Source organism: Desulfobacterales bacterium (assembly GCA_029211065.1).
In the GTDB taxonomy this organism is placed as follows: domain Bacteria; phylum Desulfobacterota; class Desulfobacteria; order Desulfobacterales; family JARGFK01; genus JARGFK01.
In genome coordinates this window covers 1-15,061 of sequence record JARGFK010000112.1, presented here as the reverse complement: position 1 = coordinate 15,061, position 15,061 = coordinate 1, and the positions used below count along the sequence as shown (strand labels likewise).

Here is a 15,061-nt window from a genome sequence, read left to right as displayed (position 1 = left end):
ATCAAAAAAGAAGCCGAGCTTACCGGCAAATTCCCGCCGCCGCATCCAACCGAAAGTGATATCCGCAAGGGATTCGTCTATAAACGGGTGCCGCATGTTACGCTCAAGTCCATTGCCAACAATCCCGACATCAGGGAAGGGATGACCCGCAAACAGATCGACGAAGCCATTGCCCGCCATGCCGACACCGAAACGCTTTTCGACCAGCCCTATGAGGATAACAAAACCCTCCGCGTGACCGGCCCCTTTACGGTGGAAAGCCTATCCCCGCACCGGGTGCTGGCAACCGATGCTGAGAAACAGGAACGGAAAGAAATGGCTGATTTTGCTGAGATGATCCTCGAAAACCTGCGCAAAGCCGGGGTGCAGAATACCAAGAAAGGCGAACGGCTGAAATTCGATACGCTTGACATCTTTGCCGGAAGCTGGATTCATGCCGCCGGAACCTATACCGAAAAAGTTTCCTCTTCTGCAAAGGGTGAAAAGCAGGTTGAAAAAGTCAGGCGCGTGGCAATCTCCATCGGCCCGGAGCAGGGCACCGTCAGCCCGCAGCAGGTCAAAGAGGCTGCCAAGGAAGCTGTCCAGGGCATCGGCTACGATTTGCTCATCGTTTGCGGATTTGCCTTTGACCCGCATGTTTCAGAAGAGACCAAGCGTTACGGCAAACTGAATGTGCTGCCGGCCCGCATGAATCCCGATTTGGCAATGGGCGACGAACTCCTGAAAAAGACCGGAGCCGGGAACCTCTTTATGGTGTTCGGCGAACCCGATGTGGATATTAAAAAGGCCAAGGGAGGCAAGCTGACGGTGGAGATCAAGGGCGTGGACGTGTACGACCCGACCACCGGCCAGATTCGCAGCTCATCCACCGACGACATCGCCTGCTGGTTCATCGATACCGATTACAACGGCGAAAGCTTCTTTGTCCGCCATGCATATTTTACCGGCGCCGACGAACCCTACGACAAACTCAAACGCGCCCTTCGCGCCGAAATCGACGAATCTGCATGGTCGAACCTTTACAGCACCAGTAGCACCCCGTTCGACCCGCCCGAAACAGGCAAAATCGCCGTCAAGGTCATCAACCATTATGGCGACGAGGTGCTTAAGGTTTTCGATGTATAATTTGAAAGAAAACAACGGGGTCAAAAACAACGGGGTCAGATCTCAACATTTCACACGGAAAAACAACGGGGTCAGATCTCAACATTTCACAAATCGGGCGGCGCTGTAGTAAGGCAACCGGGACGTTTTTAAAAAATTAAATAACTTGGAATTTTACTAACCGTTAATTTGGACAGAATAATCCAGCAAGAATAACATCATCGGGGCCGCGCATTGATATTTGACAAATCGGGAGGCGATGCATTGATTATCTGTATGCAACCTACATCGAAGACCGTTTAGCGAAGGGAAACGGGGCAAGCTGGAACTTTATGAGGAGTCATGAGTGAGTGGAAAGGATTCGCTGTGTATAGAGGAGGTCTTACATGAATGTTGTTTATGAACCCAGGGGAAGGGCGCGGGAGTACTCGGAACTCGCATGTAATTTGTATCGTGGATGTACGCATGGATGCCGCTATTGCTATGCGCCCGCTTGCATGCGGACAACCGGGGAAAAATGGCATGCTAAGGCTGAACCTCGAAAAGATATTTTGGAACTCCTCGAAAAAGATGCACAACGCTTAAGGGGTGATTTTCGCTCGATCCTGTTTTGTTTCCTAAGCGATCCCTACCAGCCGCTTGAACGGACCGAACGATTGACGCGGCAGGCTCTTGAAATTGTCTCTAAACACAGACTGAACAATCAGGTGCTGACCAAAGGATGCGCCGATCTGATCCTGGAAGACCTGGGGCTGATGAAGACTGCCCGTACGCAGCTTGGCATCACGCTTTGCTTTGCTGATGATGACGAACGCAGGGAGTGGGAGCCGAACGCTTCGACCGTAGACGACCGGCTGACTGTTTTAAAAGCCGCTCATAAGGCGGGTATCTTTACCTGGGTCAGCCTTGAACCGGTGATTGACCCCGATCAGGCACTTGCGGTAATCCGCATGGCGCATCCGTATGTGAATTTCTGGAAGGTGGGCAAGCTGAATCACATGAAAGAGCATGAAAAGACCGTGGACTGGGGCAAATTTCTTTTCGATGCGGAAACCCTTTTAACAAAACTTGGCGCAAAATACTATATCAAGAACGACCTGCGTTCTTTTTCAATAAAACAATGATATAAAAGCAGTGAAAACATGGATAGACAAAAGAAGATTTTAATCATTGCCGGACCGAATGGGGCGGGTAAAACGACATTCGCCACTGAGTTCCTTCCCCGGGAAGCCGAGTGTCCCAATTTCATCAACGCGGATCTTATTGCCGAAGGTATCAATCCCTTTCGTCCGGAAGCAAGTTCGATTCAAGCATCTAAAATGATGATTGAAATGATGAATACCTATGTGAAAAGGGGCGAGAGTTTTTCCTTTGAGACGACCCTGAGCGGGAAAAACTATGCTAGACTTATTCCAGAATGGCAAAAGGAAGGGTATAAGGTAAAGCTCTATTTTCTAAAGCTTCCTGATCCAGAATTTGCCTTTGCCCGTGTGAAACAGCGTGTAAAGGAGGGGGGGCACAATGTCCCGGAAGATGTGGTTCGTCGACGCTATCATTCCGGGCTGAGCAATTTTGAAAATTTATACAAAGCAATTGTAGATGAATGGGTTCTTGTTGACAATGCAGGAGAGTGGCCTATTTTTATCGATGAAGGAGAAAGACATGACTGATATACAAACGAATAGTGCAACCAAAAAATTGGATGATCCTGACATCAGGCTTGCCGAAACGGCCCTCAGGCGTGCCGCCTTAAAGGCTCGTGAACGGGCTCGACGCTTCGGCCATGGCATTATTATTTACGAAAACGGAAAAATGGTAGAAAAACTCCCAGAAAAAGACGCCTGAACTGGAAGTGAAAAAGATTTGTTATTATCGGAACTTCACAAAGATGGGATTGGATACCAGGATGCCGTGTCCGGTCACATCCATGCGATAGTAAATCTTCTCACCCGGCCGACTGTATTTGTCCTCATAATCTATTTTCATGGGGAGCTTGCCGGTGAAGGTTTCGATTAATTTGCCGGACCGGATCAAACGGACTTTGACCTGGTTTCCCACCGGATTTTTAAATGCCAGCGAGATGTGGATTTTCGGGTGTCCGCTTAACGCAATTTCCCCGCCCAATGTGGCCTTATCACCGGCGCCGCCGCCCGAAACCGAAAATTCTTTGAGAAGAATCTGCTGGGGATAGCTTGTCTGGCTGGCGTACATTCTACCCGCCTTCAGGGCGGCCAGGATGTCGGCTTTTGTTTTTCTGGGAACCAGAAAAACAGTGGGAAAGTCCCCCAGCTTCTGGCCGGATTCGCTGTCTTTATGAAAATCCGCTGTTGCGATCCCCCACACCGGCCGTTCTCTTTTGCCCGTGCAGTATTCAAGCAGGACGCGGTCCCACTCATGTCCCGGTTCGGTTGCGGTGATGGTGTCCCCATATACCGCCGCAAAACCGGTATAGTCGCGGGACCTTTCCAGTACATCCGGGTAGGGTGCTGTATTGAGAAAGACAGGGCCCAGTTTTCTGACGCCCGATTGGGTTTCAAGATAATTCCAGATTGTAAACCCCTCTTTTTGATTTACATAATCAATCAGGAGTTGGTAGGGTGCAATGCCCTGATTGCCGTCGTACTGACTGAAGGGCGAACTTCGAAACGGAAGGGCATCGATCATGCCTAAAAAACAAATCGCGCTGACAATGATGCCGGAAGTTCTGAAAAATCCCTTTTCCTTTAATAAGAAAAGACCGAGAATAAAAGTGATGAAAAATAAGATGGTCCGCGGCAGGAAATGATTCAAAAAACGGTTTGAAAAACCGTTATGAATCACGGGAAGGTTCTGATAGTCCTGCGGTTTTTCCATCCCGATGGTCAACAACCGTTTTTCATGATCATGGGCGGTCAGATTTTTCGATAAAGGCGACCCTTCCCAGTAGTAAAAGGGAACCGATTCCGATCCCGGAATCAGGACCATATCCGGATATTTCTCCCTCGCTTTCTTTACGTCATCGAGGTAGTATTCGGCGCCTTTCCGGTTGATGGAATCTAACTCGACCTTTTTTTTAAGAATATTTCTAAAAGGGAGCACGCCGTATTCCATAACCAGGCGGTCATGGTCGTTCAGAAACAGAACCTCGAATCCCCTTTCCCTTGCCAGTCGGGCAAGACTCGTCACATCATAGATCCCGTCGCTGTAGGTTGTACGCGTGTCGATCAGGCCGTTGACCTGCAGATATTCAGCGGAGAGAACCGGGGAGGACATCCCAAAGAAAAAAAGGAAAATTAAAATCATAATTTTTTTATGTGTCATCACAATTTTATAGTTAACGCTAAAGCATAGCCACGCAATAAGTTTATTTCACCAAATAGGCAAAGCGGTTGATATGATACCGGGAATCGCTATCCAAATCAATAGCGGAAAAACTCCCGGGAATCAATTCCGGCAATTGGACCGATCGTCAGTTGCGGGTGCTGTGACGGAATGTTGTTTCGTCAAACTTGAAGCGGATGCGCATGAACGGCCCTTTGCCCCAGTAGTTGTCGGCGGTCAGGTCGGAATCGAACGCGTCAAAGGAGTATCCCAGGGACAGCCAAAGGTTTTTCACCAGGCGGTAGCCGGCCTCTATGCTGCCGCCATGGGAACGGGAATCGACATCGTGACCGGTCAGGAGCCGGTACTCGGCGCCGATGTCAATGCGGTCGGTGAGATCGTAGATAAATCTAGCTGAAATCAGATCGGTATAGGATTGAAATTCGTTTTCAAGGACCAGTTTGCCGGCGTATTTGCCGATGAGCTGCAGCCTGCGGCTGGTCTGATAGTGTCCTTCCATGGAGCCGATATAGGCATCGCTGTTTTCATCCGGCGTCTGGATCGTATCCTGTTCATTTTTAAGTTCAATTTTCGCCAGGGCATTGAAACGGTCATAGCGCACCGGCCGATAGGCCAACCCCAGGGTGGTGCGGGAGCGGATCCGTTTGCCCTGGTTGCCGCCCAGCACTTCGGAATAATAGCGCTCCCGGGCCAGCAGGGAATAATCCGGGTGCAGTTTATATCCCAGGCCGACTTCGATCAAGTGGCTGATGAGATCGGGATCGGACTTTTCATCCTTGTATTCAAAGCGGGAGGTCAGTTTCAGGCGATCCGTCGGCAGGTACTGCAGACCTGTGGAAACGGCAAAACCGTCGGGTTCGCCCTTGCGCTGTTCCCCGCCGCGGGTGTGCAGGTTTTCCAGTGATACGTTTCCGCCAAGGCTTTCGGTAAGTTTGAATTTGTTGCGCAGGCCGATGACCCGGTAATTGCGGGCGCCGTCGGCGCCGTTTTCCAGGCGGTACTCGCTGTATTCGACCGTGTCTTTGGCAACATCCGCTTCGACGCCGATCAGGGTGCGGTCTTCCCTGCGGTCGTCATAGGTGCCGTATTCCTTGCGGACATAGGTACGGCTGAGGCTATCGATTTTATAGGACAGACCGGCATGGGTCAGGTTATAGCGGTTGTGCTGGAGGTCCTGCTTGTGTCCGTCCAGGAAGGACAGATCCGGCGTGAGCCGGGTCTCCAGGCCTGCCCGGGCGGCGATGAGATCTTCCGGCGTCTCTTCACTGATGTCAAAGGGGTCCCGGCTGGTGAGATTAGCTGCCGGGATATAATCATCTTCCGAGGTTTCATAAGAGATTCCCACCGTGACGGTGGTCTTTTTGTACTTCTTTTCCATGTCTACCGACGACAGGCGGTATTCGCCGTTGTTGAGTTCGTCGGTCTCATTGAAATGTTTGCCGCGCAGGAGAAGGTCCGGCTGCAGGCGATAGGCGGCATCCAGTCCGTATTTCTCAGAGCCGCGCATCACGTCCACGGCGCTGGGGTTGCTGAAATAGCTGCTGAGGTTGCGGTAGTAGCCGCTCAGGTCCAGTCGCTCGGTAGGTTTGCTGCCGATTTCAACTGACCAGCCGTCGCCGGTTTTCGGTGCATAGACATTGTCGATGTCAAATGTCGAATCGGTCTGCGTCCATTCAGCCTTAAGCGTGGTCCGGGCGGGCAGGGTGAAGGTGACATCGCCGCCAAACAGATGGTAGTCGTCCACTTCCTTTTCTTCCACGATGTCGGTTACGCCCAGTTCCATCCAAGGGGTCAGTCTGACGGCGCCGCGCCCCCCGTAAATGTAATATTTCGCTCCGCTGTCTTTGCTTTCATAGCTGACGACAATATATACCGGGTTAAAATCGGCGTCCCGGCTGGAGACCGGCTCTTTGAACAGGATCGAGCCGTCGTCGTAGTTGATGTCGTAGTCGGTCCAGCGTGTCATGAGCTGGCGTTTTAGAACCCGATCGGGCTGCCTGCGGCTGCGGGTCTCCAAGACCACTTTTTCGCTGCCGTCCACAGCCGGGTTGTGCTGGAGATAATAGTACCCGGAAACGCCTTTGGCCGGCAGGATATCCACCACCTGGGTTTGATCGGTGTAGCTGACAAAGGAGCGCAGGCTGAAGCGATCGGTCTGGATGTCGCTCTTAAACCCGTTAAACGAGCGCGAATAGGCGCCTAGTCGTGATTCGTTCAGGTTGGTGTCGTAATCGCCGAACAAGAGCGAGGAGCGGTCCTTGTCCAGGCGGATATAGAGCTTTTCCCGGGACAGCGCTTCATACTCCTGGCGGCTTTCATCGCCGTATATGGGGTATTTCCCTTCGGAGGTCAGATCGGTATCCGGCGTGCGGAACAGCTCGTCGGTTTCTTCCTTGCCGGAATCAAAGGCCGCCGTCAACAGGACGCCCCAGCCGATGTCGCCTTTGACAAAGGCGGCGCCCCTGGCATCGGCAAAGGCGCCGTCGTCAAAGGAGCGGTCTTTTTTCAAAAATTCCCAGCTGCCGCTCTTTTGTCCGTATCCCAGCTTGATTTCGCCGAAGCCCACTGCAAAGAGGTTGCGCAGGTGGGGCGCAAAGAAAATCTTGGCCGTTTCCTTCAGGGTCTCATAGCGGGCCGTGATTTCAGCCGTACGGCTTTCAAAGGGCGCCTGCACGCTGAAAGTCGCACCGCCGTTCTGAACCTCGATCTGGTGCCCGCCGGTCATGGGGTCCCAATCCTTTTCCACTATTTCACCGGCCGTGGTGGCAACGGTGATCATGGCAGGGTAGGGGACAGGATGTCCGTTTTTATCCAGAATGGATACCGACACGGCAGCCCGGGTGCGTCCGTCGGCCGGGATTTCTTTGAGCTGCGGCCGGATGTCGATGCGGTCCGGACTGCCCACCGCCGTCACCCGAATGGCCTGCCGGCCGCGGATATTGTCGAAGGGGTCCTTGATTTGGGCTTGAATTGTATTGACTTCGCCGGTCTTTAAGTCAACGCCCACATATTCTGTAACAGCGACCCTGCCGGGTTGATAGGAGAGGGTCCGGCCGATACGTTTTTCGGAAATGGGCTGGCCGTTGACCTCCAGAGACAGGTGGGTTTCCAGCGGCGCTTTTACCAGGATATGAACATGGCCCTTGGCAATGAGGTCGCCGTCCCGTGGCTTCAGGATGGCGAGATCGGGGGTCATCCCCTTGATCTGCTCTTCCAGGTTCACCGGCGGTCTATCGGCTGTCGACGTTACGGCCGGTTGCGATGTCGCTGCCGGTGCTGTCGTCACCGGGGCAGCCTGCGCAGCAGCGGCTGGTGAGGCACTTTCAGAAACCACCGGCTGAAGTGATGCTTCTGGTTTGGGAGGATCAATTTTTTCAAGTTTATCTTTTTCGGTCGCTGATGATTCAGGCGGCTGCAATACCGGCGGACTTTCCGGTTTGGGCTGCTCACTCGCTGCCGCCGGGGTATCCTGGGCCGGCAGTATCGGGCGCCTGTCATCGCGGACCGTTGTTTTTCGTTTTGCGGCAAAATTGGCCTTGTAAATCTGGCCGTACACCATGTCGACAAACTGGGAAGACGCGCTCCCCAGGAAGCGGTTGGAAATCGGGACCAACTCCACATCTTCCGGCAGGGAGGCGGTATCCACCCGCAGGACGTGGGTGCCGGGCTTGACACCGTAAATGGAAAACTTTCCGTCGGGATCGGTCTCCACGCGGGTGCCGTCTTCCATATAGATCACAACGCCGGGGATGCCGCTTTCCAGCTCGCGACCATCGGCGGTCACATGCTGCTGGAGCGAATCGGCGTTGCTGTCGATGAACACTTTTCCGATGATGGTTCCACTGGACGTGAATACGCCCTGGGTGATTTTTATTTTTTTAGTTGCGATGTTGGAGGTGATGTTTCTGCCCAACGTGCTACCGCCGGCATAGGCACTGTTTTTGCCGTTGCCTTTGGGGCTGTCCGGGCCGAGGACAACCGTATAGCTGATGGTTTTGGACTTGCCGCCCGCGATGGTTCCCAGGAGCCAGATCAGTGTGCGGCTGCGGCCGGTTTCCGGGTCGGCGGCGGCAATGCCGTCCATGCGGGTGGACTTTTTCATATAGCGGAACCCATGGGGCAGGGTATCATACAGTTTGACCGCAGCGGTCGGTGCTGTACCGGGGTTGTTGACGGTGACGCTGTAACCGACAAAGTCGCCGATGGCGGCTTCGTTTTTATTGGCGGTTTTGGTAACCGACAGGCGGCCGGAAGGCGGATCCGCCGGCAGATCCAGGTTCAGGGCAGGGTCCAGGGGAGCGAGGCTGAAGACCTCGCCGCGCGAACCGACCCCGATGACAAATCCCGGCGGCAGATCGGCCGTGGCCACTGACGAGGGGAACGTATAGGGGGCTGCGGGGGTGACATCGAGGTAATAGCTGCCCGGCGGGACCAGCGGGAATGCATAGGAGCCGGTGGGACCGGTGGTGACAATATCGGGCTGGGCGGGAGGCCATCCCGGCGCTGTACTGGCCAGTGCGCCGGAGGGTGAAATCCGCAGGGTGACCACAAAGCCCGCCAGGGGCACGCCGGTAACCGAATCAAACACAATACCGAAGGGGTCGATCAAGGCCGAATCCTGGGAGACCGGCGAGGCATCAAAGGGGTCCATATAGGTGACCCTCAGGGCAGAATCCGGGGATACGCTGATGGTTCCGTTTTCGGAATTCATCGGCTCCGTAACGCTGAGCAGACACCCACGGAAGATCCTGGTATTGAGTCCGGTTTCGGTTAAAACGAGTGTTTCACTGTCTCCGGTCTTATTGTCTGCGAGTGTGACGCTGACACTTTCAACCGCATTGGGATCTTTATTCTGATCCAGATCCGTTACCTGGATGCAGATGGTGTCGCCGACGTGATAGCTGTGGGTCGGGGTCATTCCGGCCGTCATAAACAGAATCTGGGCCGGTGTTCGGGCCGATACCGTGGTGGTGGTGGTGGGCGTGGGATAGAGGATCTCTTGGGCGATCACTTCGGCCGTATTTTGAATGACCGAACCTTCCACAACAGCGGCATTGACCTGAACCGTCATATTGACGGTTTGGGTCGCCCCTGCTGCCAGAGAAGGAATATTCCATATGACCGCGTTGTCGCTCAGAGTTCCCACCCCATCGGCACTGATAAAGGTCGTGTTGGCCGGCACCGGGTCCTTGATGACCACGTTGGTCAAAGCGGCCGTTCCGTCGTTGGTCGCGGCAATGGTGTAGGTGATGGGGTTGTTGACATAAACCGGATCCGGGCTGTCGGTTTTCACGATGGAAAGAGAAGGCAGACCGGAAGTCGTCGAAACCGTGTTCGTGACCGTGTTGGAGCTGATCACGCCCAGTTCGTTGCTGAGAATGACAGCGGTATTTTGAACCGTCTGTCCATTCGTTGCCAGGGGCGATACCGTCACCTTGAAGCCGACATCGCCGGACGCGCCGGCAGACAGCGTGCCCAGGTTCCAGGTGAGGGTCGGTCCGCTGATAGTGCCGCCAGCGGTTATAGAGCCGGATTGATAGGCCACACCGCTGGGTAAGTTGTCAGTGATGCGGATATTGGTCGCGGGCGAATTGCCGCGATTTTCATAATGGATCGTGTAGGTAAGGGTGCCGCCCGGTAGAACCGGGCCGGAAGTCGTCGATTTGACAACAACAAGGTTGGGGGCACTTCCTACAGTGATGGTAATGGTTTGGCTGTCGAACCCTTCCGTCGCAGTGAGGGTTGCAGTGTTGCTGATAAGGGTGCCGATCGTAATAGTGTCCGGATCGCCCGGTGTATACTCCGCGGGTGTTTTGACCCGCGTTGTAATGGTGAGCGAACCGATTTGTCCTGATGCCAGCGTACCGATATTCCAGGACACGGTGCCGCCGCCGGGAGGCGCAGGCGTGTAAAGATCGCCGCCGGACGCGCTCTGGAAAATGACATGTTTGGACAAGGAGTCGCTGAGGATGACATTGGTGGCCGGGCTGTTGCCGGTGTTTTCGTACTGGAGGGTATAGGTCAACGTCGCACCGGAGGATACCGGATCGACGCTGTCCAGCTTGGTGATTTTCAGAACCGGTGCACCACTGACGATGGTTTGCACCGAAGCGCTTTGCGAAGGCAGACTGCTCCCGTTGGCATCGTTGTAAGCCACAACAGCCGTATTGAGAATCGAAGTCCCCGCCGGGGGGCTGGCCGCCAATGCCGTGGCCGGCAACCACACGCTCAGCCACAGGCATAAGGCCAGTGCCCCCCATTGGAGCCGATTCCTATTTTCGGGTTTCCTTCGCACCAGGTTGTTTCCTTTTTACTTGCCCCTCATCAATCGATCTTGACTTGAAACTCCAGGATGAACTGCCCGCCGGCGCCGAGTGTTTTGGATGTGCCACCCGCAATAATGGCATTTGATCCTGAGTCGAACTGGGCGCCGTCATCGCCGGCCGCATCGGTATTGCTTGCCAGGGTACCGGAGGAGGAACCGGTCCTGATCGTATTGGCTTGATAGGTCGTGTATTGCGGTATGATGTCGGTGATGATGACGCTTGTGGCCACACCCAGACCGTTGTTGGTAACCGTAACGGTGTAGGTCAGGATGGTGCCGGGCGGTTGATTCCCCGTCGGGCTGACGGCTTTAGTAATCGCAAGAACCGGTGCGGTAACCGTCGTGGTCAGGTTGCCGGAAGTGGCATATACGGCGGTATCATTGCTCGATGTGCCCTTGACCACCAGGGTGTCAACGGTCGCGTTGGAGGTCCCGGCCGGAATGGTGACAACGGCCAGGATTTTAACGGTCCCGCCCTGGGCAATCGAGCCGGTGTCGTCAACCCCGTCATCGTCGGTATCGGTCAGGAGATAGTCCCCGTCGTTGCCGGCGATCCCGTCATTATTGGCATCATACCACAGCGCCCACGTCCAACCTGCCGTTGAGGTGTAGCTGACGTCGATAACATCGGCGGCATTACCGTTATTGCTGATGGTAATGGGATAGGTGATTTTTGTGCCGGGGTCGCCGGTGGCCGACGTGGCGACGGGCGTAACGGCAACAGCAGGCGCAGATGCCACAAACAACGTTCGGCCGTTGCTGGTGGCGTTGAGGGTGGTGGCGCCCACTGTATATTCGATAGCCGCCTGGTTGGTTATGGCGGTGCCGGCGGCGATGCTTGCTTTTACAGTGGCCTGAAAGGTAATGGTCACCGTCTCGCCGTCGGGCGGATTATTGGTTTTCCCCTTGACCGTTCCTACATTCACATAAACGGCACCGGCCACGGTTGAATTAAAGTCTACGCCGTCACCGTCAGCGCCCGTGTCGGTTTTAAGAACGCCTCCGACCGTGATCGTGCCGGTTTTATAGGTCATACCAGTCGGAATCAAGTCGGTCAGCTTTGCTGAGAGGGCATCAGACGATCCGGAGTTTGTCAACGTTATGGTGTAGGTTACGTCTTGTCCGGGTTTGGGTGCTTCCGGGGTATGGGTTTTTGCCGATGTGACCACCGCGGTTGATATAATGGTCGTATAGCTGCCCGAAGCTGTTTTGGTAGCTTCTCCGACAGACACGGTAGACAGATTGATGATTGCCTGCTGGGTGTCGGCTGCACCCGTCGTGCCGACCAGCATAAAGATGTCGTAATCATCGTCGTGGGCAATGCTGATCGTAGTGGTAAACGGTCCCCCGCCGGCGCCCGGAGTGGCATTATTGTCGATAAGCGGGTCGGTGCCCAGGTCCAGAATGTGGTTATTGTTTTGGTCGTAATAAATCTTGACATACGACGGCGTAAACGTTGAACCGCCGTCGAGTGTATAGGTGTAGGTCTGGGTATCGCTTCCGTTTCCGGTATTAAACAACTGAATCAGAAATGAGGCTTCGGAAGCAATCCCGGCTGTCTGGGTTTGGGAAATCGGACCCAGGGAAACACCGTAAACCTGACTGACCATGGTAGTCACCGTGTTGGAATAGACCCGTGTCAGGGGATTGCTGTTGGCATCCTTGTAATCGACATAGGCCTGGTTGCTGATCGATGTTCCCGCCACGGTCCCAACTGCCATGACCTGGGGCACAAGCCACAGAAGCAGCAGGACGGACAAGAAGCTGAATAGGAATCGTTTTTTCATTTTTCTTCTCCTTTTGGTTGTTGGTGCGATGTGCCATAACAATTAAACAAAAGTTGAAATTTAAGATGTTACTGGACAATCACTTTAAACCGGAGCCGGCCGGATTCGTCCGGCAGCACCAACTTGCGGATGGTCCATTTAATATGGGTGTACATTTCGGGCGGAGCGGCTTTTTCTTCGCGGCTGCCGTCCGGTTTTTCAACGACATATTTGGCCGGCGGCGATTGAAAAAGAAGTCCGCCGTTGATGCTGCAGGTTATTTCAGCATTTTCTCCCTGGGCACTGTCCAACAGGTAGACGGTTCCGGTGGGAATCGGGTCCACGATGGCAGCATCATTTGCCGGGCTCCGGCCCTCATTGGTGTAGGTAATGGTGTAAATCAGAATGTCGTCCCGCTGCGTACTGGCTACCGGGACGTGTTGAACAATCCACTTATTGTCTTTAAACTGCCTCACCTCCTTTGCCACATTGATTTGAATACTTATTTTGGGCTGTCCGGCTTGGGCCCAGGCCTTGGCGCCCAGACCGGACAAAATCAGGACACAGAGAAAAACGACGGTTATTGGTTTTAAACTGACGCGTGTCATGGGTTTCACACTCTCCTTTTCTTAATTGACTTTAACTTTAAAATAGACTTTGCCTTCGTCGGCCCCCGAATTGGCAACGCCGTCGTTCGGAGAGACCACGTTGATGGTGAAGATGATATTGCTGCCGCTGACTTCGCCGGAAACGTTGCCCGGAACCGTCTCGCCCGGTCCGTCCGTGAGGCTGGTGTCGGCGGTGTCGTAGGTTGAGGCTGCGTTGCCGCTCTTGAGGCTGCCGGCAACATAAGCGGTATTCATCGGAACGGTGTCCATGATGATGAGGGTATGGGCCGGACCGTGCCCCAGGTTGCGGTAGTAAATCGAATAAATCAGCTCTTCGCCCGGTTTGGCGCCGGCTTTATCTGCGGATTTAATCAGGCTCATCAGCGGCGCCGCCGTTACCATTACCGGGGCAGTGTCGCCGCTGATTTTGACGGCAAAGTTGCTGCCGGATACCGAAACGTTGTTGTAATAGGTACCGGCAACGCTGCCGGCGTTGGTCTGAAATGAAAATGTCGCTGTTCCGTTGGCGACGCCGGTTTTGCGGGGAATGGTCCATGCGCCGGTCCAGGTCAGTACCTGGCCGTTTATGGTGGGATTATTCGTCGTAAGTCCGGTGGTCGTGCCGGTTCTATAGGTGAACCCGGCAGGCAGGACGTCCGTTATCTGGGTGATAAACCCTTCCCCGAACCCACTGTTGCTGATGGTGATGGTATAGGTAACGGTCCCGCCGGCGGCTGTTGCAATGGGGGTGACCGCCTTGGTGACCGTAATTGCCGGCGGGAGCAAAATCGTTAGGGTGTCGGTGCGCGGCTGGTTCTGTTTTAGGGTGGCGTCCAAACCGTCGATATAAGTGACCGTAACGATTTCATCCGGAGCGCTTACCTCTACGGTGCCGTTTGCGGAGGTCCGCGGTCCGTTAAAGGAAGGGATTGATGCGGAAAAGATGCCGGTGTCCACCCCGGTCTCGGTCAGGGTCAGGGTTTCGCTGTCTCCGCCGGTGGTCGTCAGGACGACAGTCAAGGTCTGGCGGACGGCGTTGTTGTAATTCAGGTCGGCGTCTTCCACGCGAATGTAGATGGTCTGTCCGGCGGTGACGACCGTGACGTCGTTGCTTCCCAATAGATCCGCCACAAACTTGACCAACCCGGTGGTAGGGCGGGTGCCGTAAGCAGTGACATAGTCTGAAAAGCCGGCAATGAGGTCGGAGGCACCCAGCAGGTCGGCGCCGGCTTCCGTCAGGTTGTTGGTGCTGGGGGAACTTCCGAAAAAAAGGCGGAGGGGCGAAGTGTCCGTCAGCCCGGTACACTGTTTGAAGGTGCTGTAAGGAAAACGCCAGTCCAGATAATAATCCTGGTCTCCGTTAATGGACGTGTTGGCAGGGATGACCTGGTGGTTGGTGGAAATGGGAACAGTGGCGCAGACCGATTCGGTCTGATCGCCGGGATCTCCCAGGGTGCCCTGGACGCTGTTGTGCTGCAGCGAAACCACTTCGGTTTTGGAAATGCCGTCCACCATCAAGAGCCATTCGTAGTCGCCGCTGTTCAGGTTGGTGTCGATTTCAACTCCCCAGCCAAAGGATTTTAAAAATCCCTGTCCGCCGGTGCCTGTTGGATCTTGATCCAGACGCAGGCGGAAATAGACATACTGGCCGTTGTTGTACATGAAGGCGGCATCGTTGTTGGGATCCGAAACCACATTGCGCGATCCCTGGGCGTCGCCATTGGGGTCTTGAAGATAATTGCCGCCCTTATAAAGCGGAATCCACTGGCTGTCGGTCGGCCAGGCAGATGCAATGGCAGGAAAACAAAGAAGCAAAAGGACAAGAAACAGTGGAATAAAATTTTGGAAGGAATTTTTAGTAATAGTGGGTATGCACTTTACTCAACCGACCACATGGTGTAGTATGCGGTTATGGAGGAGCCAAGACACCCTGTTGC

The 15,061-nt window shown here is 54.3% G+C and carries 9 protein-coding genes; 4 read left to right on the top strand and 5 right to left on the bottom strand.

Translation table 11 applies throughout. From position 1 onward, the window contains the following. The 4 genes from P1P89_18900 to P1P89_18885 all read left to right on the top strand — a co-directional run. Window positions 1-1,125 (top strand): hypothetical protein (locus tag P1P89_18900; protein ID MDF1593582.1); only part of this gene is annotated, 1,125 nt, incomplete at its 5' end. Window positions 1,126-1,490: 365 nt separating this feature from the next. Continuing rightward, window positions 1,491-2,228 (top strand): radical SAM protein, encoded by a 738-nt coding sequence (locus P1P89_18895; protein MDF1593581.1) that lies wholly within the window; start codon window positions 1,491-1,493, stop codon window positions 2,226-2,228. Between the two features lie 18 nt (window positions 2,229-2,246). Next, window positions 2,247-2,774, top strand: a complete 528-nt coding sequence (locus P1P89_18890) for a zeta toxin family protein (protein ID MDF1593580.1) — start codon at window positions 2,247-2,249, stop codon at window positions 2,772-2,774. Continuing rightward, on the top strand, window positions 2,767-2,949 hold the full coding sequence (locus tag P1P89_18885) for a hypothetical protein (protein ID MDF1593579.1): 183 nt from the start codon (window positions 2,767-2,769) through the stop codon (window positions 2,947-2,949). The genes P1P89_18890 and P1P89_18885 overlap by 8 nt, the downstream gene beginning before the upstream one ends. Before the next feature lie 24 nt (window positions 2,950-2,973). Here the strand turns inward: P1P89_18885 and P1P89_18880 are convergent, their stop codons facing one another. The 5 genes from P1P89_18880 to P1P89_18860 all read right to left on the bottom strand — a co-directional run bounded on the left by P1P89_18880 (window position 2,974) and on the right by P1P89_18860 (window position 14,939). Continuing rightward, window positions 2,974-4,404, bottom strand: coding sequence for a hypothetical protein (locus tag P1P89_18880; protein MDF1593578.1), 1,431 nt, complete (start codon window positions 4,402-4,404; stop codon window positions 2,974-2,976). A gap of 148 nt (window positions 4,405-4,552) precedes the next feature. Next, entirely contained in the window at window positions 4,553-10,720 is a 6,168-nt protein-coding gene (locus tag P1P89_18875) for a hypothetical protein (protein MDF1593577.1), read from the bottom strand. 29 nt (window positions 10,721-10,749) lie between these two features. Then, window positions 10,750-12,537, bottom strand: a complete 1,788-nt coding sequence (locus P1P89_18870; GenBank protein MDF1593576.1) for an isopeptide-forming domain-containing fimbrial protein — start codon at window positions 12,535-12,537, stop codon at window positions 10,750-10,752. A 68-nt stretch (window positions 12,538-12,605) separates the two neighbouring features. Next, window positions 12,606-13,124, bottom strand: coding sequence for a hypothetical protein (locus tag P1P89_18865; protein MDF1593575.1), 519 nt, complete (start codon window positions 13,122-13,124; stop codon window positions 12,606-12,608). Between the two features lie 21 nt (window positions 13,125-13,145). Further along, window positions 13,146-14,939, bottom strand: a complete 1,794-nt coding sequence (locus P1P89_18860) for a hypothetical protein (protein ID MDF1593574.1) — start codon at window positions 14,937-14,939, stop codon at window positions 13,146-13,148. Window positions 14,940-15,061 lie beyond the last annotated feature (122 nt).